Origin of the sequence: Bradyrhizobium sp. 160, from assembly GCF_023073735.1 — a bacterium.
Taxonomy (GTDB): Bacteria; Pseudomonadota; Alphaproteobacteria; order Rhizobiales; family Xanthobacteraceae; genus Bradyrhizobium.
Window position 1 is genome coordinate 21,826 of sequence record NZ_JADPKD010000084.1, and the last position, 23,591, is coordinate 45,416.

A 23,591-nucleotide genomic window follows, 5' to 3' on the forward strand; every position below is an offset into this window, starting at 1 on the left:
TACCCTCGCGGATCGGAGGCTTGACCACTTCTGCCGCAGCACGATGGCACCGCGGTGATCATGACCCACGACGTGGAACGAATTCTTGCCATTATCGATGCCGATCACCGCGATCGTCGCACTGAGGTTCTGAGACATGGCGTGCTCCTTGAGCGGACGGTTTACTCATCTCGTTCTGCCCACACTGTGATTTCCCATCCGATGGGCTTTTCTCCGAGGGCCATCGATCGGCTGCAAGCATGAACATCATCCGATCGCCTTACTAATCTACAGGAACCAAGAGGATTGTTGTGCGTTGCCGGGCTGCTCTTGAGTGTCACTCCGTTCAAGCTAGCTCGCCTCTGCTGGGTGAACTTAGGACGGAAGGCCGGGCGAGGTAGAGCAGGTGCTTCGTATCCGACTACTGATAGCAGATCGTCGTCCGATCGTTCTGCAGGGTTTTGGGACGCTACTTGCGGCGGAGCGTGACTTCGAGATTGTTGCGTCATGCACTAATGGAGCGGGTTGCCTCGAAGCACTCCGGAGGTTGACGCCAGATGTCGCCCTTTTAGAGGACGGATTTTCTGACGTGACGGCTTCTGAAATGCTCGCCGCCGTTACTGCGGAAAACCTTCCCACGCGCTTGGTATTCTACACAGCATCGGTTGCGCGAGGCGATATCGCTGACGCCGTCGCGGCGGGTGCCTGCACTGCAATTCCGATGCGCGAGGAGCCCGAAACCTTGTTCCGGTCACTGAGGCTGGTGGCACCGACCGCGGATCGGACGGCTACCCGCAAGCCCGGCAAGGGCGCGTGCGGCGAAACTGGACTTGCAGCGTTGACGGACCTGGAGCACAAGATCCTACGTCTGGTCGCCTGCGGTATGTCGAACAAGGAGATTGCGCGCCAGCTCAACGTCGCCACAGGCACCATCAAGGCGCGAGTTGATCACATATCTGCGCAGCTTGAGATCAAAAGCCGAACCGAGCTCGCAACGTTCGCCCTGTCGCGCCTTTACGGCAGGGTCGGCGCGCTTGCAGCTCTGATTTGGGCAGCGCTGGACGACGTTCAACCCGCGAGCGCGAGCGCAGTTGATCATGCGCTTACCGATAGTGTCACGGTAATGGCCGCAGACGACACCGGCGCTGTCGTGACCATCAAAATCAGCCCCCAAAAAACGACCGCGGCTTCGGGTAAAACGGCCAGAGCCGTGGGTAAAGCCGATCGTGCCGAGAACTCTGCAGCTGACATCCCGACGCGGGGCAGCAAGCTCGTCGAGTCCCGCGCCGATATTGCCGCCAGCACGATCACATCGCCGACACTCAACCCTCCGAGGTCAAGCATCAGTGACTTTGGCGGGTTTATGCTCATGGCGGTCGGAGTTTCGATTTACGAACTCCTTAACAGTCCTGCGCAGGCGTTCACTTTTTGCGATACCTTTGCGTCGGCTGCCGCAAACGCCACCAGCGAATTGGGCGTCCTTAATATGCCTGGCAGCGCCGATGCGAACCTAAACGAGTTCGAGAACCTAGCCTGGCTTAATCCCGAAGGCCGCCACGAATCATTCGTTTTCGAGGCTGGCCGAAGCGATGCCATCGGCAGAAGCGACGAGCTTCAGATCGTCGATGCATTCGCAAGCGAACATGGCGTAGGCGCCGGCGGCAACCCTCACGTCGGGTCCGGCGCCATCGACGCTCCGATCGATCATAGCGGCCTCGAGCAGGCGGCCGCGACGGACGCATCGAGGAAGGCCGAACACGGCACAATACACGCGACTGCACTAGACGGATCCAATGATGAACAATCGCAGCGTGATTTGCATGTTTCGGAACAGGGAGCAGCAGCCGGTAAGCCACACGCCGAAGACGGGCGGCCGGGACATGATCCAGATCATGGACAACCGCAGCGTGATTTGCATATTTCGGAACAGGGGGCAGCAGCCGGTAAGCAGCCCGCCAAGCACGACTCAACCGGACACGATTCTGACTGGGGGCAATCGCATCGCGACTTAGACGCTTCGGAGGCTGACTCGCACAAGGCGCCCATAAGCGGTTCTAAAACTTTGCATGCGGGGCCGGACCAGAATGCAACGGCAGCTGCGCCCCAGTTCGAAGATTCCTTTCATTTCAAGAATGATAGGGCAGAGGTCAGGATTTCAGAGAATTCTGGGAACGGCCACGGACGGGATGCAGTGGAATATACTCTGCACGATGCCGGAAAAAATGGACTGGCGCTAATTCAGGATGCGGACCTGATTGGCCCTTCGCACGCCGAGCAAAGCGCCGTTGATCACGCAAGAGTTGAGCACCATCTGACGCATGATTTGTTTGTGTAGCTTACTCGGCGCCTCACTAGCTTCGGTACTGCTGCTTTGAGCGTTGCCGGCCGCGTCCGCCGCGTCTGCTTCTAGGCCCTTAGCGCCATGTAGCGCTGTCGGCTTCAACGTCGCCTTCCGATGGCAAGTCCGACGCGATGGACCTCATGGGAGCAGGCCCTAAATTACCCCCGCTAACCGCATCGCCACGCCCGCCGCACAACTGCCGGCGAGAACTGTGAGCATGCCGAGCTTGAACCGGAAGATCGCGGTGGCCGCTGCAATCGACAGCACCAGCGCCGGCACGTCGACGCTCGTCAGCACCGGCATGTCGAAGTCGAACGGGAAGGCGTTCACCGGCACCGTCGCGCGGAACAGCGTGTGCAGCGCGAACCAGATCGAGAGGTTGAGGATCACGCCGACAACCGCGGCGGTGATCGCACTGAGCGCGCCGGCCAATCCCGTGTTGCCGCGCAGGCGCTCGATATAGGGGGCGCCGAGCAAGATCCAGAGGAAGCAGGGCGTGAAGGTGACCCAGGTCGCGAGCAAGCCGCCAAGCGTTGCCGCCTGCATCGGCGACAGACCGCTCGGGTCGCGGTAGGCGGCCATGAAGCCGACGAACTGCAGCACCATGATCAGCGGGCCCGGTGTGGTCTCGGCCATGCCGAGGCCATCCAGCATTTCATGCGGCTTCAGCCAGTGATAATGCTCGACCGCCTGCTGCGCGACATAGGCCAGCACGGCGTAGGCGCCGCCGAAGGTGACCAGCGCCATCTTCGAGAAGAACAGTGCGATCTGGCTGAAGACGTTGGCCTGACCGAAGACGGCGAGCAGGGCGATCACCGGCACGAGCCAGAGCGCAAGCCACAGCGCGCCGACGCGGATCGCGCGCGCCGTATTGGGCCGCACGTGCTCGGGCACGGCTTCGCCGAGCATGCTATCGATCGCGGCGCCGCTGCCGCCGTGGCCGTGACCAGCCGGTGCGAATTCCGGCCGGCCAGCGCGCGCGCCGGCATAGCCGATGATGCCGGCGGCGATGATGATGATCGGGAAGGGGACCGCAAAGAAGAAGATGGCGATGAAGGCCGCGGCCGCGAGCGCCATCATGATGCGGTTCTTCAGCGCGCGCTTGCCGACGCGGACCACGGCCTCGACCACGATGGCGAGCACGGCGGCTTTCAGTCCGAAAAACAGCGCCTCGACGAAGCTGACATTGCCATAGGCGGCGTAGACGTAACTCAGGCCCATGATGGCGATGATGCCGGGCAGGATGAACAGCCCGCCCGCCATCAGCCCGCCGGCGGTGCGATGCATCAGCCAGCCCACATAGGTGGCAAGCTGTTGTGCTTCCGGTCCCGGCAGCAGCATGCAGTAATTCAGCGCGTGCAGGAAGCGGCCTTCAGAGATCCACTTCTTCTCTTCGACCAGAATACGATGCATCACCGCGATCTGGCCCGCGGGCCCGCCGAAGCTCAAAGAGGCGACGCGGAGCCAGACGCGAAAGGCTTCACCGAAGCTGACGCCGTGACCGGCATCAGCTCCTGCTTGAACGTTGCGGATATCCATTACGCCTTCACCTTGTTGGTCGGCCAGTTGTGGGTCTCGGTGGTGGCGTCGCGGCACCAGCGGTAGAAGACGTCGTAGAGCAGCATGCCAGCCTCGAGCTGCGCGAGGTCGTCGTCATACATGCGCGACAGTCCGAGCGAGGCCGCGAGCAGGCCCGGCGCTTCTGGCGCAAGATCAGGCCGCGCGGTGTCGGCGCCGCGCACCAGCGTCGCCAGCCGGAGCAGAGGCGGCGAGGCGATCCCGAATTCCTCGATCATGACGTCGAAGGTGCAGAGCTGGCCGCGGTGGCTCCAGAACACGTTCTCAATGTCGAAGGGAGCTGCATTGAACCGCTCGCCGACGCCGATCACCTCGGACGGTGCTACATACAGGAACACCGCATTGGGATCGACAAAGCGGCGGATCAGCCAGGGGCAAGCGATGCGATCGACCTTCGGCCGGGCCCGCGTGACCCAGACAGTGCGCCCTCTGGCATCGCGCGGCGGCAGCTTGCGCGTGTCGAGCAGCGGCAGGTTTGCCGCTTTCCAGCCCTCGAAGCCGCCCTCCAGGGTCTCAGCCTCGACGCCGAGCTGGCGCAGCCACGCCGCCGTGCCCTGCGCGAGCTTTTCACCGCGCAGGCAGGAGACGATGGCCCTTCGGCCCGCGAAGTTGCCGCCCCAGTCCGTCACCTTGTCGTGACTGAGCTTGATAGAGCCTGGGATCAGCCGCTGGTCGGCGGCAAAATCCTCCTCGGTGCGTACATCGATGAGGGCAGGGCTGTTCGCGGTGCCGATCAGCCGTGCCAATTTGTCAGATGAGATGGTCGTGAAAGTAGACATGATGCGTCCTCGCAAGAAACGAACGGGACGCGATGCTTGGGCGTGTCGCCTCGTGGGGAGATCGCTCAAATCCCCATGGCGCCGATTACAGCGAAACTAAGCAGGACTGTCAATCCGCGGCACGATTGGACCTTAGAAAATCGCGCCTCGGCGGTCTATACTGCAGGCCGACAGACCTGAATCTTCTGGAGAATTCGATGCATTCCCACTCCATCGAACAATGGACCCATGACCACGCCTTTCTTGGCGACAAGCACGACGAGAACGAGCGGCGTACCTGGCTCGTGGTCGTCCTGACGCTGGTCATGATGGTCGGCGAGATCGTCGCCGGCTCGCTGTTCGGATCGATGGCGCTGCTGGCCGACGGCTGGCACATGGGCACCCATGCGGCGGCGCTCGGCATCGCCGCCTTTGCCTATCGTTTCGCGCGCCGGCACCTGGGGAATGCGCATTTCACCTTCGGCACCGGCAAGTTCGGCGATCTCGCCGCCTTCTCTAGCGCGATCATCCTCGGCCTGATCGCGATCGAGATCGCATATGAGAGCGTGCTGCGGCTGATCACGCCGGTGCCGATCGTCTATGCCGAGGCAATCGCGGTCGCCGCGCTCGGCCTGTGCGTCAATCTCGCGAGCGCGTGGCTCTTGCGCGGCAGCCACGATCATCATCACGGCCACAGCCACGCGCATGATCATCACGACGATCATGACCACGACCAGGATGATCATGGCCATCACCATCATCATCACGACAACAATCTTCGCGCCGCCTATGTGCACGTCATGGCGGACGCAGCGACCTCGGTGCTGGCGATCGCAGCACTCGCCGTCGCGATGTATTCGGGCTGGGTCTGGGCCGATCCAGCCGTCGGGCTGATCGGCAGCGCCGTGATCGCGAGCTGGGCGTTCGGGCTGATCAAGTCATCGGGGGCGGTGCTGCTCGACGTGCGCGCCGACGAGAAGCTGGAGCGGGTGATCCGAGCGCGGATGGAAGTCGGCGAGGACCGCGTCACCGATTTGCATCTGTGGCAGGTGGGGCCCGGCCATTGTGCCGTGCTGCTCTCGGTGGTGTCGGACCAGCCGAAGCAGCCGGCCGTCTACAAGCGGCGGCTCGCGGGGCTGAAGGGCCTCAGCCACGTCACGGTCGAAGTCGAGACCTGCCCGCATTGATTGGCTTGACGGGAATTTCGCGAACGGGCCGGGGTTGATCCTCGGTCGTCGCCCTGTACGGGAGGAACAACAATGATGCCGAGGATCAAGCTCGCGCTCGCCATCGCTGCACTCGCTCTGCCCGGCGCTTCAGCGCTGGCGCAATCGGAGAAAACCGGGGTCGAAAAGCTCTACGTGCTCAATTGCGGCGAGGGCACCGCCGGCGACATCTCGCGCTGGACGCCTGGCCTCAACGAGGGCAAGGCGATGGACTTCGTCGACAGCTGCTATCTCATCAAGCACGCCAAGGGCTGGTTCCTGTGGGACACCGGCATTGCGGATTCCGTCGCCGCGATGCCGAATGGACTCGCGCCCGCCGATCCCAAAGCCGTCACTTGGCGCCGTCCGAAGACGCTTGCCGCCCAGCTCGAACAGCTCGGGCTCAAGCCCGACGACGTCAAGGCGATGGCTGTCTCGCACACGCATCCCGATCATACCGGCAATGTCGAGCTGTTTCCGCAGTCCATGCTCTACGTGCAGAAGGCCGAATACGACTGGCCCGGGCCCAATAACGCGCCGCGCTTCAAGCCGTCGCATCCGGTCGAGCAGCTCGCAGGCGACAAGGACGTGTTCGGCGACGGCAGCGTGACCATTCTATCCACGCCCGGCCATACGCCGGGACACCAGTCGCTGCTGGTGAAACTGCCAAAAACCGGCGCGGTGATCCTGTCGGGCGATGCCGTCCACTTCAAGGACAATTGGGACAACCGCCGCGTGCCGAGCATGAACGTCAACAAGGACCAGAGCGCGGCCTCGATGCAGAAGATCGCCGACACGCTCGCCAGGGAAAAAGCGCAGCTCTGGATCAACCACGACAAGGCCCAGCGCGACAGCCAGAAGCTGGCGCCGGAGTTTTACGAGTAGAGCGTTTTCGAGCGAAGTGGGCACCGGTTCGCGCCAAGAAAACGCGTCAAAACAAGCATCCAGAGCTTCCGTTCCGATCGCATCGGACCGGACGCGCTGGGCGTGTGACGAAGCTGCTGCCACGACGATGGCAGCAGCTTCGTGCTAGGCCCGCCAAAAGCTCCGCGACAGGAGACAGCGGTGGGCGAATGGGCCGGGGTTGTGATCGCGCTGGCGTCGAGCAGCCTCGGTGGCACGGCGGCGGCCATTACCCGCTATCTCGTCGGCGGCGCCGATCCGATCATGCTCGCGATCCTGCGCTGGGGGATCGGCTTTCTCTGCCTCGTGCCATGCGCGCTGCTGCTTGGCGTGCGTTGGCCGCAGCGGTCCGATTGGCCGACCGTGGCGCTGCTCGGCATCAGCTTCTTCGGTCTGTTCTTCATCCTCTACAACATCGCGGTGTCCTACACGACCGCTGCCCGCGCCAGTCTTGCGCTCGCGACGCTGCCGCTTCACACGATGGTGGTGGGGGCGCTCCTTGGCGTCGAGCGGCTGACGGCGCGCAAGATCACGGGTGTCGGCATCGCCGTGCTCGGCGTGGCGGCAGCGCTGGCTACCGGCCTGGCGCACAGTCCGCCAGGGGCCTGGCGCGGCGAATTGATCATGACCGCAGCCGTGTTCTGCATGGCATTCTACAACGTATTGTCGCGTCCGTTGATGCAGCGCTCGAGCGCGCTCGGCTTTCTCACCGTCGGCATGGGTGCGGGTGCCGTCGTGCTGGTGCTGGCGGGTCTGGTGAGAGGCAGCTTTGCGGCGCTCGAGCACTTCACCACGGCGCAGTGGATTGCCGGCGTCTATCTCGGCATTGGCGGCGGCGCACTCGCCTTCATCCTCTGGGTCATGGCGCTGGAGCGGGCAACGCCGACTCGCGTCGCCAACACGATGACGATCAATCCGATCGCCGCCGCTCTGCTTGCTGCGCTCCTCATCCGCGAGCCGATTACGCCTCATCTGCTTGTCGGATTGGTTGCGGTGTTCGCCGGAATCTGGATCGCGACCAGCGAGACGAAGCCCGCCTAGCTCCGCGGGAAGGTCACCGTGGGCGGACTCGCTTCCGGCGGCTTCTTCGGCTTCAGCGTGCCGGCATAGAACGAGAGCAGCCAGACCAGCAGGACGGCGAGGAGATAGACGCCCCAGGCCTGCGGCGGCGTGGTCGCCCAGCGCAGGAGGCCTTTGAACGTGCGCGGCGGGCCGGGGTCTTCGCTCATGGCCCGCTTGTGCGCGAAAGGGGCCGGGCGGTCAATCCGGGCGCGGCCCGGCACGGATCAGGAACAACGCCGCCAACGCCGACAGGCTGAGCGCGGAGGAGACGATCAGCACCTTGGCGCCCATGACGTCGATCAGCAGACCGAACGCGAGCGGCGCCACGGCCTGGGCCATCCGCGCCGGTGCGCCGATGATGCCGAGACGGTAGCCAAAGTCCTTCGGTCCGAAAATCGCGAGCGGCAGCGTGCCGCGCGCGATCGTCAGGATACCGTTGCCGGAGCCGTGGAACAGCGCAAACGCGCTCGCCGCAGCGCCGCCGAAGATCGCGACGACCACCGCGCCGATCGGATGGGTGAAGCAGGCGAGCCGCGTCGACCACAGCGGATGGAAGCGGCTGAGGAAGCCCGCCTCGAGCATGCGCGCGCCGACCTGGGCCGGGCCGATCAGCGCGCCCGCCGCGATGGCTTCGACGGGTGTTGCGCCCGTCGTCTCCAGGATGCGGGGGAAATGCGCGGCCATCGCGCCGGTGACGGTCCAGACCGCGGCGAAGATGAAGGCAAGCAGGATCATGGTGCGGTCGAGCGGCAAATGCGGCTTCTCGGCGGTCGCTGCCGTCTGCCTCGCGCCCCTGATCACCGGCAGCATGAAGAAGTTGAGGGGCAGGCCGATCAGGATATTGGCAGCCGCCCAGGCAAAGCAGGTCTCGCGCCAGCCGATATGGGACAGACCCCACGCGGTGAGCGGCCAGCCGACCGTCGAGGCGAAGCCCGCCATCAGCGTGATGCCGGTGATGGGCCTGCGCGCCTCGGTGCCGTAGATGCGCCCCAGAGCGGCGAAGGCGGCGTCGTAAAGGCCCATCGCCATGCCGATGCCGAGAATGAGCCAGGCGATCGCCATCACTGCCACCGAGTGCGAGAGGCCGAGGAGGACGAGGCCGGCGGCGATGGTCAGGTTCGAGGCCGAAAGCACCTGCCGCCCGCCGACGAGATCGATCTGCCGCCCGATGCGCGGGCCGAGCATCGCCGAGATCACGAGCGAAGCCGAGAACGCGGCAAAGATCCAGTTGGAGGAAATGCCGAGGTCGTGCGCCATGGGATCGGCGAGCAGCGCCGGCAGATAATAGCTGGAAGCCCAGGCCAGGGTCTGCGTGGCGCCAAGCGCCAGGATAATCGGAAGCTGGCGCCGGCTCATCTGCGCGTGGCTCCGATTCTGGCCGACAAGCTCGTCATTGTGGGCATCTGCCGCGCGCGCGGCGAACACGTCAACCGCCCCTGCGACATATTCGATCTGCAAGGGATGGGAGCCTTGCGCACGGCCCGCGCGTGGCTCGCGCCTTTCGCTCGTCACGAATGCACGCCATAATGGCGCATGCAATTGACCTCGCGCCTCGAATTGATGAACTGGATCGCCGGCCAGGGCCTTACCAGCCTGCCCGAACCGGAACTGCTGCGTGGTTTCTGCGAGCGATGCCGCGCCGAGGGGCTGGAACTATCGCGCGGGCTCGTCGTCATCGACACGCTGCATCCGATCTATGAGGGTCGCGGCTTTCGCTGGAGCGACCGGTCGAGCAACGAGAGCGACGCGTTCGAATACGGCTCGACCGCCGAAGGCGATGCGGCCAAGAGCTGGCGCCGCTCGGTGTTCTTCCACATGCTCGAGCATGGCCACGACGAGATGGTGATCGATCTCGCCGACGCGCCGTCGCTGGATTTCTCGCAGATCGGCGAGCTCGCCGAGAAGGGGCACAAGCATTATCTCGCCTTCGTACACCGCTTCGGCGAGAACGGCGCGCTCGGCCTGATGGATTGCCTCTATTCCTGCTGGACGACGCGTCGTGACAGCGGGTTCTCCGAACCCGAGCTCGAAGCCCTGCGCGATCTGGTGCCGGTGCTGGGGCTCGCGATCAAATCGGCACAGCAGGTCGATATCGCCCGCACGCTCGGCCGCGTCTATCTCGGGCGGGACGCCTCCGAGCAGGTGCTGCGCGGACGTATCTCGCGCGGCGTCACCGAGCGCATCAACGCCGTGCTCTGGTATTCGGACTTGCGTGGCTCGACCGGGATCAGCGAGAGCATCGGTCCCGACGAGATCATTCCGTTCCTCAACGACTATGCGCAAGCGGTGATCGACCCGATCCACGATGCGGGCGGCGACGTGCTGAAGCTGATCGGCGACGGCGTGCTTGCGATGTTCACCGGCGAGGACATGGCGGCGGCGCGCCGCGCCGCGCTACGGGCGGAGCATCTGTTTCGCAAGAACGTCGCGGCGCTGAACGCACGCCGCGCGGCCGACGGTCGTCCCACCACGTCGGCCTATATCGGTCTGCATGTCGGGGAGGTCTTCTACGGCAATATCGGCAGCGAGGACCGGCTCGACTTCACCGTGGTTGGACCGACCGTCAACGAAGTCAGTCGCATCGCCTCGATGAGCCGCTCGGTCGATCGCGAACTGCTCGCGTCCTCGGAATTCTACAAGGGTCTCGACGCCGCCGGCCGGCGCTATCTCGTCTCCACCGGCCGCTACGCACTGCGCGGCATCGGCCGCGCGCAGGACCTCTACACGCTCGATCCCGACGTCGATGTCAGCGAGCCGGTGACGGGGAGCTACGAGCGCTATCTGGCGGGGTAGGTGATTTCACCAGCATCGCCCCGGAATGACCGGGCTTCAGCACCCCGCCACCACTTCGTCCCCCACCATGTCCGGCTGCCGGTCGAGCGCCACCGCCGGTGACAGCAGGATCACCAGGGCCTGTACGCCGAACACTGCCGCTGCGAGATAGAGGCAGGCCTCCGCGCTCCAGAACCCGCCGACGATTGCGCCCAGCGCCGAGCCGAGCGGGCGGGCGCCGTAGCTCATGATGTTGATGGCGGAGACGCGCCCCAGAAGGCGCGGCGGCGTCACCGACTGGCGCAGCGTCGTGGTCGAGATCACCCACAGGATCGGTCCGACGCCGAGCAAGAAGAAGCTCAAAGCCGCAAGCCAGGGCGAGGGGACCAGCACCGTCAGCGCCATCACCAATGCTGCGACGAAGCCGGTGACGGGGCCGAGGCCGACGACCGCGCCGAACGCGACGCGCTGCATCACGCGGGTGGCGACCAGCGCGCCGATCACCATGCCGACGCCGTACATCGTCAGCACGGTGCCGACGCCGGCGGCGGTGAGGCCGAGATGACGCACGGCATAGGGCACGAACACCGCGATCTGCAAGAACCAGCCGGTGTTGAAGATGAATTGGGTGATGAACACCGGCCGCAGCAGCGGATGGTGAAACACGAAGGCCGCGCCTTCGCGGATATCCTGGAACGGATGGCGCCGCGGAGATGTTGCCCGCGCGGGCTCGTAGATGCCGGCGAGCAGCACCACGGCGATCGCCGACAGCGCAGCCGCAAAGCCGAAGGCCGGGCTTGCGCCCCACCAGCCCACCAGCGCGCCGCCGAGCGCAGGTCCGCTCGCAAACGCGATGGTGCGCGCGAGCTCGATCCGCGCATTCGCCGCCGGCAAAAGGTCCGAACTGACCAGCGAGGGCACCAGTGCCGGTGCCGCCACGCTGTAGACGACGGTGCCGCACACAGCGGCAAAGCCGAGCAGCGCCAGCAGCGGCAAATTGAGCGCGCCCAGCGCCAGCAGGAGGACGATGGCCGCGAGTGCAGCGGTCCGCACCGCCTCGGCTCCCGCCATCAGCCAGCGGCGGGAGATGCGGTCGGCGAGCACGCCAGCGGGAATGGCGAACAGGACAAAGGGCAAAGTGAGGGCGGTCTGCAGCAGGCCGGTCCGGCCTTCGGCGACCCCCAGCGTCAGCACGGCAACGATGGGCGCTGCGGCCAGTGCGATCTGCTCGGCCGATTGCGCCGCGAGGTTCGACCAGGCGAGGCGGTTGAAGGTGTCAGGGAGGCGCGGGGGCGTTGACATGGCTCTATCCTGCAAAAGGCGAATTTGCGCCCATGTTCGCCCGCGAGGACCGCCGAACCCACCCGCTTCCCGACAAGGGCCACGGGTCTGCGCTGAGAACCGGTACGGCTAGATGCAGTTGCAAATGAGTTGCAATAAGAAACAAGTCAGGTATTCTGCCGCCATGGATGCCCAATCACCCCATCTGACCCGAGCCCTGAGCCAAGACGCCGCCGGCTGGCGCACCGATGCGCCCACCACCAAGAGCCTCGCCGAGGTCAATTCCACAATTGCCATTCCGGCCGCCGGCCGCTGGTGGCGGCGGCTGCTGGCCTTCGTCGGTCCGGGCTATCTCGTCTCGGTCGGCTACATGGATCCCGGCAACTGGGCGACCGACCTCGCCGGCGGATCGAAGTTCGGCTACACGCTGCTCTCGGTCATCCTGCTCTCGAATTTGATGGCGATCCTGCTGCAGTCGCTGGCAGCGCGGCTCGGCATCGTCACCGACCGCGACCTCGCGCAGGCCTGCCGCGCGACCTATTCGCCGGTGGTGAACTTCCTGCTCTGGCTTGCCTGCGAGGCGGCGATCATCGCGTGCGATCTCGCCGAAGTCATCGGCACCGCGATCGCGCTGAAGCTGCTGTTCGGCATTCCCCTGATCGGCGGCGCGCTGCTCGCCGCGCTTGACGCTTTCCTGCTGCTGCTCCTGATGAATCGCGGCTTCCGTTTCCTCGAAGCCTTCGTGATCGCGCTGCTTGGCGTCATCGCGGTCTGCTTCGCCGTCCAGATCGTGGCTGCGGCGCCGCCGGTTGCGGAGGTGCTGCGTGGCTTCGTGCCAAAGACCGAGATCTTCACCAATTCCGAGATGCTGTACATCGCGATCGGCATCATCGGCGCGACCGTGATGCCGCATAATCTCTACCTGCACTCCTCGATCGTTCAGACGCGCGCCTATGAGCGCAATGACGCTGGCCGGCGCGAGGCGATCAAATGGGCGACGACGGACTCGACCATCGCCCTGATGCTGGCGCTGTTCATCAATGCCGCCATCCTTATCGTCGCTGCTGCGACCTTCCACAGAAGCGGCCATTCCGACGTCGCCGAGATCGGCCAGGCTTTTGAACTGCTGTCGCCGCTGCTCGGTCTCGGCATCGCCTCGACGCTGTTCGCGGTGGCGCTGCTCGCCTCCGGCCTCAATTCAACGGTTACGGCGACGCTCGCCGGCCAGATCGTGATGGAAGGCTTTCTCGATCTGCGTCTGCCGAGCTGGGCGCGCCGCCTGCTCACGCGCGGCATAGCCATCATTCCCGTGATCGTCGTCACCGCGATCTATGGCGAGCGCGGCACCGCCGATTTGCTGGTGTTCAGCCAGGTCGTGCTGTCGATGCAACTGCCCTTCGCCGTCATCCCGCTGGTCCGCTTCGTCTCCGACCGCCGCAAGATGGGGAAGTTCGCGATTCCGATGTCAGTCGCCGCGATCGCGTGGATCGTCGCAGGCGTGATCGTTGTTTTGAACCTGAAGCTGCTGGCGGACACGCTGTTCGGGTGAGTGGCGAGTAGTGAATGGGGAGCGTTTCACCTACTCGCTATCGCCACTCACCATTCGCTTCTTCAGTCTTGCGGCTCGGATGCCACATCCCCCTGCGCGTCGACGCGAAGCCAGCCTGAGGGCGCGAGGCGCTGCTGCGGCAGGAAGCGGGCCTTGTAGTCCATCTTCTTCGAGCCCTCGATCCAGTAGCCGAGATAGACGTAGGGCAGCCCTTGCCGGCGCGCGCGGGCGATGTGGTCGAGGATCATGAAGGTGCCCATCGAGCGGCTGACCTGGCTCGGCTCGAAGAACGAATAGACCATCGACAGTCCGTCGCTGAGCACGTCGGTCAGCGCCACCGCGATCAGTTCCTCGCCGCGGCCGGTGAGGCCGCTGTCGGGGCCGCGTTTGCGGTACTCGATGATGCGGGTCTCGACATGGCTGTCCTCGACCATCATGGCGTAGTCGAGCACGGTCATGTCGGCCATGCCGCCATGGCGATGGCGGGCGTCGAGATAGGCGCGGAATATCGAATATTGCTCGGAGGTGGGAACGGCGCTGCGCTGCTCGCCGATGATGTCGGCGTTGCGCGCCAGCACTTTCCTGAAGTTGCGGGACGGCCGGAACTCATTGGCGACAACCCGGACGGAGACGCAGGCGCGGCACTGGTCGCAGGCGGGACGGTACGCAATCGACTGGCTGCGGCGGAACCCGCCATGGGTCAGGAGATCGTTGAGGTCACCGGCGCGCTCACCCACGAGGTGCGTAAACACCTTGCGCTCATGCCGGCCCGGCAGATAGGGGCACGGGGAGGGCGCCGTGAGGTAAAATTGCGGGGTATCGCGCGAGTGCTGGGTCAAGGGACGTCGTGGGCCTCCAAACTGTGTGTCAGCATCGCGCTACGGAAGCTCCGGGTCAATTGGCCTGCTCGGCAGATCAGATCAGTCAGCTTAGAAGATCCGGGTTGATAGGTCCTTGATCAGAACGTCCTTGCGGCCTGGGGCGCGGGTACGCGGACCGAATTGTTGATCACGACCGTTCCCAAGACGAAATCATGCAGCAGGCGACGGCGGCCGTTGAACAGGCCGACCAGCACCACGAAGGGCGACAGGAACGAGACCATCACCCAGAACAGCACCGCATGGGTGGCGCCGAGCACGAAGTAGCCGGGCGCGCCGTACCAGGTGCGCAGTTCCAGATCCATCAGGCGCATGCCCACCGTCGCGGAGGAAGGGCCGCCGATGCTCGCGCCGTAATAGATGATGGCCCAGACCACCGAGGCCGGCCAGGCGATCCAGAACAGCGCCCAACCGATGCCGAGCGTGACCACACCGAACAAGGCGATGAAGATATAGCCGAGGATCACCGGCACCGAGATCACGACCATGTCGACCAGGAAGGCGAACACCCGCCGCGTCGCAACACCGCGGAACAGCTCCGGATGCAGATAGGGATCGTAGGCGTGCGGCTGCAGGCCGCCGTTGCGCCAGGCGCCTGAATTGCCCGAGTCCGACATGTCCGTTCTCCCAGCGAACCCCCGTGGCAGGACATGGGAACAGGCCGTTCGCATGCCAAGGGCGCGCTGGGATCAACAAGCGAAAATATTCTGGCAATTCGGCGGCGGAGCGGCGCGGCGGGGATGCGCCGGCGCGACGCCTCCATCGTCGTCCTCGCGAAGACCAGGACAGGTGGCCGGCCTTCGCCGCGACGACATCGAAGAGGCGGTGGGCGTTTATGACCCCTGCGCCCGCAGCTTCTCCGCGACTTTCGGCGCAAAGTAGCTCAGCACACCGTCGGCGCCGGCGCGCTTGAAGGCGAGCAGGCTTTCCATCATCGCGCGCTCGCCGTCGAGCCAGCCGTTATTGGCCGCGGCCGCGATCATCGCGTATTCGCCGGAGACCTGGTAGGCGAAGGTCGGCATCGCAAAAGTATCCTTCACACGGCGGACCACGTCCAGATAAGGCATGCCGGGCTTCACCATCACCATGTCGGCGCCCTCGGTGATGTCGAGCTCGACCTCGCGCAGTGCTTCGTCGGTATTGGCGCTGTCCATCTGGTAGGTGCGCTTGTCGCCGATGAGCGTCTTGGCCGAGCCGATGGCGTCGCGGAACGGGCCATAGAAGGCGGAAGCGTATTTGGCCGCATAGGCCATGATCTGCACGTCGAGCAGGCCTGAGCGGTCGAGCCCCTCGCGGATCGCGGCGACGCGGCCGTCCATCATGTCCGAAGGCGCGATGATGTCGCACCCGGCTTCGGCCTGCACCAGGGCCTGGCGCACCAGCACCGCGACCGTCTCGTCATTCAAGATCTTGCCGTCGGAGATCAGGCCGTCATGGCCATGACTGGTGAAGGGATCGAGCGCGACGTCGCAGAGAATGCCGAGCTCCGGAAACTCCTTCTTGATCGCGCGCACAGCTTGGCAGACCAGATTGTTCGGGTTGGTCGCTTCCGATCCTTCCTCGTCGCGTAAGGACGGGTCGGTATAGGGAAACAGCGCGATACAGGGGATGGTGAGCTTCATGGCGCGCTCGGCCTCGCGCACCGCCTGGTCGACGCTGAGGCGGTCGACGCCGGGCATCGAGGCAACGGGCTCGCGCTTGTCGTTGCCGTCGATCAGGAACAGCGGCCAGATCAGATCATCCGTGGTGACGACATTCTCGCGCACCAGGCGCCGGGCCCACTCGGCCTTGCGGTTGCGGCGCGGACGGACGGTCAGATCGAGGGCAGGGGAGGCGCTGGCGCCATCCCGGCGCGAAACCTCGCGCAATTCGATCGGACGTCCGTATTTGATCGCCATCACTCTTCCTCCGGCTGGAATTATTCTTATACCAGCTCGCATGGTTCCCGTCACCGCGGCTTGACCTGCCGCAAGGGATGGCAGCCGATTGATTTTGCGGGGCGAAGCAGCCAGAAGGGGGCCATGTCCGAGATCTCCACACGCGATGCGGCCCGCGACAGCGCCCGGGACAATGCCAGAGACAGCGCCAGGGATAGCGCGTTGTCGGTGGCGGCGATCTCGTCGGAGCGCTCTGCGTCCGATGACAATGTCTGGACGCGCCGGCTCGTGCTGTTCCTGCGTGGGATGGCGCTGCTCTCGATCCTGAAGGGTCTCTATCACTGGGCGCAAGTGACGGGTTTCGTCGGCGGCGAGGACGAGGCTTTCGAGAACCAGGCGATGGCTTGGCAGGCCGCAACCGTCTACTTCGCCGTGATCGAGCTCGTCGCAGCAGTTGGTCTCTGGCTGGCGACGCCCTGGGGCGCCGTGGTGTGGCTGACGACCGTAGTGTCGATGGCGGTGATCGAGCTGATGTTTCCCGGCATCTACGGCGGCAGCCTGGTCGTGGTCGGTGTCGAAGCGTTCATGCTCGCCGCCTATCTCGCGCTGGCCTGGATGGCTGCGCGGGAACGACCGCCGTAGCAGCGTTTCTCGGCGCGATCAAAGATGCTCGCGTGCCCCGGACGCAATGCGGCGCGCCCCTGGCGATGCGAAGCATCGTCCGGTGCGGCGTGATGCGTTGCAGAGCCGGGGCCCATCTCACCGCAATCTCGTTTGTGGCTTCTTGGGTCCCGGCTCTGCGCTCCGCTTCGCTGCGCTTGTCCGGGACACTGCGCGTTTGGTTGACCGTTGGTTGCCTAAATTTGCGGTAAGTTTTCGTTGACCAGCGTTGTTCCGCCACAGCTGTTACGCCCGCGTTTCGAAACGGGGCGGGGCTGTGCTGGAATGCGACAAGGGGGGCGGACGGAGGGTGAACAGGACCTTGCGAGGGTCAACAGAGTGTTGCGAAAAGTGCTTGTAGCACAGGCTTAATCCGCAATTCACTGTCTTAAATTCATGATCTCTTTATTCTCTTATTTAAGCCGTTCTTCAAACGAGCCCCTTAAGTTGCACCTATCAGGCGGGACACAAGTTTCGTCGAATAAGTGTCGATAAAAACGACAACAGGGGAAGTGTCATGATGAAAGCCGTCGCAACTGCGGCAGATACCGCAGAGCGCGTCTCCGGCCAGCAGGGTTCGGTGCAGTCGCTCTATCTGGAAGCTTTGACTCTGGTGGAGCGGCTGCATCGCCGGCTCCTCGACGTGATCAAGGACGAGTTCGATCGCCGCGGCCGTGCGGACATCAACTCGGTCCAGGCGCTTTTGCTCTACAACATCGGTGACAAGGAGCTGACCGCGGGCGAGCTGCGCACGCGCGGTTACTATCTCGGCTCCAACGTCTCCTACAATCTGAAGAAGCTCGTCGAGCTCGGTTTCCTCGATCATCAGCGCTCGCGCGTTGATCGCCGCTCGGTGCGCATCCGCCTGACGCCACAGGGCCAGGAAGTCCGCCGCATCGTTGATGCGCTCTACCAGAAGCACGTCAAGACGGTGGAGCAGGTCGGCGGCATCTCGGGCGAGGAATTCTCGACCCTAAACAAGTCGCTGCACCGCCTCGAGCGGTTCTGGACCGACCAGATCCTGTACCGGCTCTGAGTTCCAAGGGATCAAGGCCAAGCCGGCCCCAATAAGACCGGCAAGCCTCCGAACGTGCCTCGACTTCCCCAAGAGCACCGGCCCGGATTTCGTCCGGTGCGTTTTACTTTTTGCAGTGCGAAAAAAATGTCTCGCTGTGAGGAACCAGTTCCGGCCTCGGCGCTTATCTCCTTCGGATCGGAGAAACGTCGATGCTGGTCGAGCGTGGGCTTCAGGCGCTGAACGTGGAACTTGTGAGCGAAGCCTACGCGATTGCCGCCAACTACCTTCGCCGCTCCGGCGCGATCCCAGATTCCCTCGTCACCGACGAGCGCCTGCTCGGGATCATCGTCAAGCTGCTCCAGCAGGGCGAATTCAACAAGATCAGGCTCGCCAACAAGGCGATCACCGGGTTTGAGATGCAGTCCGAGGCTCGAGCGGTTGCCTGATCAAAACTCCCAAAATTCGAGAGAACCAGAGGGTGCCATGGAAGCCGCCATCGACCGCATCATGCAGACCTATGACCTGCTCGCCAACCGCACCGCGGCGGCAAGCGAGGAGGCACGGGCCAAGGTCACGAACTATCTCACTACCTTGATGGAGGCCGGCGAGAAGGACCCCCACCGCTTGACGGTCTGCGGCCTGACTTATCTGCGGCAGCTCGACGGCAGCGTGGACCCCGTGAAAGCGGGGTATACCGGGCTTTAAAACCGCGCCGGCTTGGGCCGCCGGCCGTTGGGCGAGGTGCGGTCCAAAGTGGTTCTGTCCGGACATTCGCGGAAGGCGCGGTTCTATGAAACCGCTCCAATGCCGAGAACCTCCAATCCCCACCATATCTTGCACAAATCTCAGGCCGGACCCGCAAATGCTTGGCCGGGAGCGGGCAATGTGGTAGATCGCGCATGCTTCCGACCGCCACACCAGACCCGCCCGTAGCCCGCCAAAAGGCTGCGGCGGTGGAGATATTCGCAAGATGACCTCAGCCAAAACCGCTTCCGCGCCCGATTCGTTTTTCACCGCCTCGCTCGAGCAGGCCGACCCGGACATCGCCGCCGCCATCAAGGGCGAGCTCGGCCGGCAGCGCCATGAGGTCGAGCTGATCGCCTCCGAGAACATCGTCAGCCGGGCCGTGCTGGAAGCGCAGGGTTCGGTGATGACCAACAAATATGCGGAAGGCTATCCGGGCGCGCGCTACTACGGCGGTTGTGAGTGGGTCGACGTCGCCGAGAACCTTGCGATCGATCGCGCCAAGAAGCTGTTCGGCGCCAACTTTGCCAACGTGCAACCGAACTCCGGCAGCCAGATGAATCAGGCGGTGTTCCTGGCGCTGCTCCAGCCGGGCGACACCTTCATGGGTCTTGATCTTGCGGCCGGCGGCCATCTCACCCACGGCTCGCCCGTCAACATGAGCGGCAAGTGGTTCAAGGCCGCGCACTACACCGTGCGCCGCGAGGACCAGATCATCGACATGGACGCGGTCGCCAAGCAGGCCGAAGAGGTCAAGCCGAAGCTGATCGTCGCGGGCGGCTCGGCCTATTCTCGCGCCTGGGACTTCAAGCGTTTCCGCGAGATCGCCGATAGCGTCGGCGCGTATCTGCTGGTCGACATGGCTCACTTCGCCGGCCTCGTCGCCGGCGGCGTGCACGCCTCGCCGGTGCCCTATGCCCACGTCACCACCACCACGACGCACAAATCGCTGCGCGGTCCGCGTGGCGGCCTGATGCTCTGGAACGACGAGACGCTGACAAAGAAGCTAAACGGGGCGATTTTCCCGGGCCTGCAGGGAGGTCCCCTGATGCATGTGATCGCGGCGAAGGCGGTCGCCTTCGGCGAAGCGCTGCGTCCGGACTTCAAGGTCTACGCCAAGAACGTCGTCGAGAATGCCAAGGCGCTGGCCGAGGCGATGAAGAGCCATGGGTTCGATATTGTCTCGGGCGGCACCGACAACCATCTGATGCTCGTTGACCTCAGGCCGAAGGGCCTGAAGGGCAACGTCTCGGAGAAGGCGCTGGTCCGCGCCGCCATCACCTGCAACAAGAACGGGATTCCGTTCGATCCCGAAAAGCCGTTCGTCACCTCCGGCCTCCGCCTCGGCACTCCGGCCGCGACCACCCGCGGTTTCGGTGTCGCCGAATTCCAGCAGGTCGGCGGCATGATCGCCGAAGTGCTCAACGCGATCGCACAATCCGACGACGGCAAGGCGCCGCTCGTGGAAGCGGCGATCAAGGAACGGGTCAAGGCGCTCACCGACCGGTTCCCGATCTACCAGTAAGGTCAAGGTACACGGATGCGCTGCCCGAACTGCAACAGTCTCGATACGCAGGTAAAGGACTCGCGTCCGACCGAGGATTCGTCCGTCATCCGCAGGCGGCGCGTGTGCGTCGCCTGCAATTTCCGCTTCACCACCTTCGAGCGCGTGCAGCTGCGCGAGCTCACGGTGATCAAGCGCAACGGCCGCCGCGTGCCGTTCGACCGCGACAAGCTGATGCGCTCGGTGCAGATCTCGCTGCGCAAGCGGCAGGTCGAGCCGGAGCGGGTGGAGAAGATGGTCTCCACCATCGTGCGCGAGCTCGAGACCGGCGGTGAGGCGGAGATCTCCTCCGAGGTGATCGGCGAGACCGTGATGGAGCATCTGCGCACGCTCGACGACGTCGCCTATGTACGCTTTGCTTCCGTCTACCGCAATTTCCGCGAGGCCAAGGATTTCGCCGACGTGCTCGGCGAGCTCTCCGGTGAGGAGGAAGCGCGGCTCGCCGCGATCCGCAAATGATCTTCCGCCTCCTGGAAGATCAGTTCGCGCAGAAGGCCCGTGAGGCCAAGGATGCGGATCTCCGCTTCATGCAGCTTGCGCTGGCGCTTGGGCGTCGCGGGCAGGGCCGCACCTGGCCTAATCCGGCGGTTGGCGCGGTCATCGTCAAGGACGGCGTGATCGTCGGTCGCGGCTGGACACAGCCTGGCGGGCGGCCGCATGGCGAGCCCGAAGCCTTGCGGCGGGCAGGCGAAGCGGCGCGCGGCGCCACGCTCTATGTCACACTGGAGCCGTGCTCGCATTTCGGCAAGTCGCCGCCTTGCGCCGATGCGGTGATCGCCGCCGGGATCGAGCGGGTCGTAGCGCCGATCGAGGATCCCAATCCTGAAGTCGCCGGCCAGGGTCATGCGCGCTTGCGGGCAGCCGGCATCGCAGTAGACGTCGGTCTGTGCGCGGCAGAGGCTGCGTTCGATCACGCCGGGCATTTCCGTCGCATCCGGGACAAGCGTCCTCACGTGATCCTGAAGCTTGCGGTCTCGCCTGACGACAAGATCGGCGCGGCCGGCGGCAAGCCGGTCGCGATCACCGGCGAGGCGGTGCGCAATCGCGTGCATCTCTTGCGCGCTCAGAGCGATGCCATCCTGGTCGGCATCGGCACGGTGCTGGCGGACGATCCGATGCTCACCTGCCGCCTGCCGGGCATGGGGGCGCGCTCGCCGGTGCGGGTCGTGCTCGATCAGAACCTGCGCATTCCCGGCGCGAGCAAGCTTGTCCGCACTGCGCGAGAAACACCGCTCTGGGTGGTGAGTTCTGAACTCGCCGAAGCCGCAGCCGCCACACGGCTTGGCGCGGCCGGTGCGCAAATGTTGCGTGTGCCGTCGGTCGGGGCATCAGGACTCGATCTCACGGCCGTGCTGCATGCGCTGGCCGAGAAAGGCATCACGCGGCTGATGGTCGAAGGCGGCAGCCGTGTCGCCGCGTCCTTCGTCGCGGCCGACCTCGTCGACGAAATCTGGCTGTTCCGCGGCACGGAAGAGGTGGGCTCTGGCGGCGTCGATGCGCTCGATGCATTGCCCCTGTCGAAAATCACGCAGTCGCGGGCCTACAAGGTTCATGCTAGCGAGACATTCGACAAGGATACTCTCACCGTTTACGAGCGCTCGTAATGTTCACTGGCATTGTCACCGATATTGGCGAGATCGTCAGTTTCACGCCGACGGCGCAGGGGCAGCTGCACCGTCTGCGCATCGCCTGCAATTATGATCGCGCCACCATCGCCGATGGCGCCTCGATCGCCTGCAACGGCGTCTGCCTCACCGTGGTCGCCTCCGGCGTTCAAGCGGACAAGACGTGGTTCGAGGTCGATGCCGCCGCCGAGACGCTGGCGCTGACGACCGCAAAACACTGGAAGGTCGGCACACGGCTGAACCTCGAGCGGGCGCTGAAGATCGGCGACGAGCTCGGCGGTCATATTGTCGCCGGCCATGCCGACGGTGTCGCGACGCTTCTCAGCCGCGAGGACCTGCCCGAGATGGCGCGGTTCGAGCTCTCGACGACGCGCGAGCTGGCGCGCTTCATCGCCACCAAGGGCTCGATCACGCTCGACGGCGTCTCGCTGACCGTCAATACAGTGAAGGACGTGACCTTTTCGGTGCTTATCATCCCGCACACGCTGACGGTGACGACGATCGGCGGCTGGAAAGCGGGGGACGAGGTCAATATCGAGGTCGATCTGATGGCTCGCTACGCGGCGCGGCTGACGGAAATGACGGCGTAGCCGTCATTCCGGGGCGATGCGTTAGCATCGAACCCGGAATCTCGAGATTCCGGGTTCGGCTCTTCGAGCCGCCCGGAATGACCATGTCTTTAGAACTTGGCTTACCTGCTTCCGGCGACTACATAGCGCCGACCCTTTCGAAACGGATTGAACGATGGCAGACGCGCGGCGCGCACCCCTGAAAGACCAGACCGACATTTCCGGCGCCCGCGCGCTGATTGTCGAAGCGCGGTTCTATGACGATCTCCAGGACGCGCTTCTCGACGGCGCAATCGCCGAGCTGAAGGCGGCCGGCCTGACGCATGAGGTCATCACGGTTCCCGGCGCGCTGGAAATTCCGGCGGCGGTCGCCATCGCGGTCGACGCGGCTGCGGCGAACGGCAAGCCCTATGACGCAGTGATCGCGCTCGGCTGCGTCATCCGCGGCGACACCATTCATTTCGAGATCGTCTCGCAGGAATCCTCGCGCGCGCTGATGGATCTTGCCGTGGCGCGAAAGCTGCCGCTCGGCAACGGCATTCTCACCGTCAACACCGAAGCGCAGGCCTGGGCGCGGGCACGCGCCAGCGAGCTCAACAAAGGCGGCGATGCCGCACGTGCCGCGCTTGTGATGCTGCGCATCAAACGCCGTCTGGCGCAGGCCTGAGCCATGGCCGACAACAACAAAAAGCCGGCGGGTGCTCCGGAGAAGAAGGCGAACCGCCGCGGCGCGGCGCGGCTCGCCGCCGTCCAGGCGCTCTACCAGATGGACATCGCCGGTGCGGGCATCAACGACATTTTTGCGGAGTTCGAGAGCCACTGGCTCGGCAACGAGGTCGAGGGCGATACGTACCTTCCGGCGGAGGCCGCCTTCTTCCGCGACGTCGTTTCCGGCGTCGTGCGCGACCAGAAGAAGCTCGATCCGCTGATCGACGAGGCGCTGTCGAAGGGGTGGCCCCTGAAGCGGATCGAGGCGATCCTGCGTGCAGTGCTGCGGGCCGGGGCCTATGAGCTCCAGCACCGCAAGGACGTCCCGGGCCGCGTCGTGGTCTCTGAATATGTCGACGTCGCCAACGCTTTCGTCGACCGCGAGGAGACCGGCATGGTCAACGCAGTCCTCGACCAGATCGGCCGCCAGTTTCGCGGTGACGAGTTCGGGCGTGGGTAGCGATACCCTGGGGTGATGAAGTGATGCGGTATGATTGCCCCATACATCGCCATCATCACC

The 23,591-nt window shown here is 64.5% G+C and carries 24 protein-coding genes and 1 pseudogene; 16 read left to right on the forward strand and 9 right to left on the reverse strand.

Features of this window, described 5'->3' with window-relative positions:
• Positions 1–21: 21 nt before the first annotated feature.
• Positions 22–138, reverse strand: a pseudogene (locus IVA98_RS35990) (IS110 family transposase); the annotation flags it as partial.
• A 430-nt stretch (positions 139–568) separates the two neighbouring features.
• Between IVA98_RS35990 and IVA98_RS35995 the strand changes: the two are divergent.
• Positions 569–2,314: a LuxR C-terminal-related transcriptional regulator gene (locus IVA98_RS35995; RefSeq protein WP_247356833.1), complete on the forward strand. Its 1,746-nt coding sequence runs from the start codon at positions 569–571 to the stop codon at positions 2,312–2,314.
• Between the two features lie 159 nt (positions 2,315–2,473).
• On the opposite strand, the gene chrA is transcribed toward IVA98_RS35995, so the two are convergent.
• Positions 2,474–3,859 (reverse strand): chromate efflux transporter, encoded by a 1,386-nt coding sequence (gene chrA, locus IVA98_RS36000; protein WP_247356836.1) that lies wholly within the window; start codon positions 3,857–3,859, stop codon positions 2,474–2,476.
• Entirely contained in the window at positions 3,859–4,677 is an 819-nt protein-coding gene (locus IVA98_RS36005; protein WP_247356838.1) for a chromate resistance protein ChrB domain-containing protein, read from the reverse strand. The genes chrA and IVA98_RS36005 overlap by 1 nt, the downstream gene beginning before the upstream one ends.
• 197 nt (positions 4,678–4,874) lie before the next feature.
• Between IVA98_RS36005 and dmeF the strand changes: the two genes are divergently transcribed.
• From dmeF to IVA98_RS36020, 3 genes are all read left to right on the forward strand, one after another.
• Positions 4,875–5,843: a CDF family Co(II)/Ni(II) efflux transporter DmeF gene (gene dmeF / locus IVA98_RS36010; protein WP_247299644.1), complete on the forward strand. Its 969-nt coding sequence runs from the start codon at positions 4,875–4,877 to the stop codon at positions 5,841–5,843.
• A 72-nt stretch (positions 5,844–5,915) separates the two neighbouring features.
• Entirely contained in the window at positions 5,916–6,746 is an 831-nt protein-coding gene (locus tag IVA98_RS36015) for an N-acyl homoserine lactonase family protein (RefSeq protein ID WP_247356840.1), read from the forward strand.
• A gap of 180 nt (positions 6,747–6,926) precedes the next feature.
• Complete coding sequence (locus tag IVA98_RS36020; protein WP_247356842.1) at positions 6,927–7,805, forward strand: DMT family transporter; 879 nt, start codon at positions 6,927–6,929, stop codon at positions 7,803–7,805.
• Here the strand turns inward: IVA98_RS36020 and IVA98_RS36025 are convergent.
• Positions 7,802–7,993, reverse strand: coding sequence for a hypothetical protein (locus IVA98_RS36025; protein ID WP_247299639.1), 192 nt, complete (start codon positions 7,991–7,993; stop codon positions 7,802–7,804). The genes IVA98_RS36020 and IVA98_RS36025 overlap by 4 nt on opposite strands.
• Before the next feature lie 31 nt (positions 7,994–8,024).
• Positions 8,025–9,182, reverse strand: a complete 1,158-nt coding sequence (locus IVA98_RS36030; RefSeq protein ID WP_247356900.1) for an MFS transporter — start codon at positions 9,180–9,182, stop codon at positions 8,025–8,027.
• Positions 9,183–9,359: 177 nt separating this feature from the next.
• On the opposite strand from IVA98_RS36030, the gene IVA98_RS36035 reads away from it, so the two are divergent.
• A complete protein-coding gene (locus IVA98_RS36035) occupies positions 9,360–10,619 on the forward strand; it encodes an adenylate/guanylate cyclase domain-containing protein (protein ID WP_247356844.1) in 1,260 nt (419 codons plus the stop codon).
• A gap of 36 nt (positions 10,620–10,655) precedes the next feature.
• On the opposite strand, the gene IVA98_RS36040 is transcribed toward IVA98_RS36035, so the two are convergent.
• Positions 10,656–11,900: an MFS transporter gene (locus IVA98_RS36040; RefSeq protein WP_247337336.1), complete on the reverse strand. Its 1,245-nt coding sequence runs from the start codon at positions 11,898–11,900 to the stop codon at positions 10,656–10,658.
• Between the two features lie 163 nt (positions 11,901–12,063).
• On the opposite strand from IVA98_RS36040, the gene IVA98_RS36045 reads away from it, so the two are divergent.
• Positions 12,064–13,428 (forward strand): Nramp family divalent metal transporter, encoded by a 1,365-nt coding sequence (locus IVA98_RS36045; protein ID WP_247337338.1) that lies wholly within the window; start codon positions 12,064–12,066, stop codon positions 13,426–13,428.
• Between the two features lie 62 nt (positions 13,429–13,490).
• Here the strand turns inward: IVA98_RS36045 and IVA98_RS36050 are convergent, their stop codons facing one another.
• The 3 genes from IVA98_RS36050 to hemB form a co-directional block, all read right to left on the reverse strand.
• A complete protein-coding gene (locus tag IVA98_RS36050; protein ID WP_247277061.1) occupies positions 13,491–14,267 on the reverse strand; it encodes an arginyltransferase in 777 nt (258 codons plus the stop codon).
• A 119-nt stretch (positions 14,268–14,386) separates the two neighbouring features.
• Positions 14,387–14,923 (reverse strand): RDD family protein, encoded by a 537-nt coding sequence (locus IVA98_RS36055; protein ID WP_247299631.1) that lies wholly within the window; start codon positions 14,921–14,923, stop codon positions 14,387–14,389.
• A 216-nt stretch (positions 14,924–15,139) separates the two neighbouring features.
• On the reverse strand, positions 15,140–16,204 hold the full coding sequence (gene hemB / locus IVA98_RS36060) for a porphobilinogen synthase (protein ID WP_247299629.1): 1,065 nt from the start codon (positions 16,202–16,204) through the stop codon (positions 15,140–15,142).
• A gap of 123 nt (positions 16,205–16,327) precedes the next feature.
• On the opposite strand from hemB, the gene IVA98_RS36065 reads away from it, so the two are divergent.
• The 10 genes from IVA98_RS36065 to nusB all read left to right on the forward strand — a co-directional run bounded on the left by IVA98_RS36065 (position 16,328) and on the right by nusB (position 23,531).
• On the forward strand, positions 16,328–16,825 hold the full coding sequence (locus IVA98_RS36065) for a DUF6163 family protein (protein WP_247356845.1): 498 nt from the start codon (positions 16,328–16,330) through the stop codon (positions 16,823–16,825).
• A gap of 535 nt (positions 16,826–17,360) precedes the next feature.
• Positions 17,361–17,879: a transcriptional regulator LdtR gene (gene ldtR / locus IVA98_RS36070; RefSeq protein ID WP_018320040.1), complete on the forward strand. Its 519-nt coding sequence runs from the start codon at positions 17,361–17,363 to the stop codon at positions 17,877–17,879.
• Positions 17,880–18,070: 191 nt separating this feature from the next.
• Positions 18,071–18,307, forward strand: coding sequence for a hypothetical protein (locus IVA98_RS36075; protein WP_247299626.1), 237 nt, complete (start codon positions 18,071–18,073; stop codon positions 18,305–18,307).
• Between the two features lie 37 nt (positions 18,308–18,344).
• Positions 18,345–18,566, forward strand: coding sequence for a hypothetical protein (locus tag IVA98_RS36080; protein WP_028144414.1), 222 nt, complete (start codon positions 18,345–18,347; stop codon positions 18,564–18,566).
• A 265-nt stretch (positions 18,567–18,831) separates the two neighbouring features.
• Entirely contained in the window at positions 18,832–20,130 is a 1,299-nt protein-coding gene (gene glyA / locus IVA98_RS36085) for a serine hydroxymethyltransferase (RefSeq protein WP_247277066.1), read from the forward strand.
• 15 nt (positions 20,131–20,145) lie between these two features.
• The gene (gene nrdR, locus IVA98_RS36090) at positions 20,146–20,628 is read left to right on the forward strand and encodes a transcriptional regulator NrdR (RefSeq protein ID WP_011087793.1); all 483 of its coding nucleotides are present in this window, start codon (positions 20,146–20,148) and stop codon (positions 20,626–20,628) included.
• A complete protein-coding gene (ribD, locus tag IVA98_RS36095; RefSeq protein WP_247356847.1) occupies positions 20,625–21,773 on the forward strand; it encodes a bifunctional diaminohydroxyphosphoribosylaminopyrimidine deaminase/5-amino-6-(5-phosphoribosylamino)uracil reductase RibD in 1,149 nt (382 codons plus the stop codon). Before nrdR ends, ribD begins: the two co-directional genes overlap by 4 nt.
• Positions 21,773–22,384 carry a riboflavin synthase gene (locus tag IVA98_RS36100; protein WP_247299622.1) on the forward strand — a complete coding sequence of 204 codons (612 nt, stop codon included), beginning with the start codon at positions 21,773–21,775 and terminating at the stop codon, positions 22,382–22,384. Before ribD ends, IVA98_RS36100 begins: the two co-directional genes overlap by 1 nt.
• 154 nt (positions 22,385–22,538) lie before the next feature.
• Complete coding sequence (ribH, locus tag IVA98_RS36105; protein WP_247299620.1) at positions 22,539–23,030, forward strand: 6,7-dimethyl-8-ribityllumazine synthase; 492 nt, start codon at positions 22,539–22,541, stop codon at positions 23,028–23,030.
• 3 nt (positions 23,031–23,033) lie between these two features.
• Entirely contained in the window at positions 23,034–23,531 is a 498-nt protein-coding gene (nusB, locus tag IVA98_RS36110) for a transcription antitermination factor NusB (protein ID WP_027548253.1), read from the forward strand.
• The last annotated feature ends 60 nt before the right edge of the window (positions 23,532–23,591 follow it).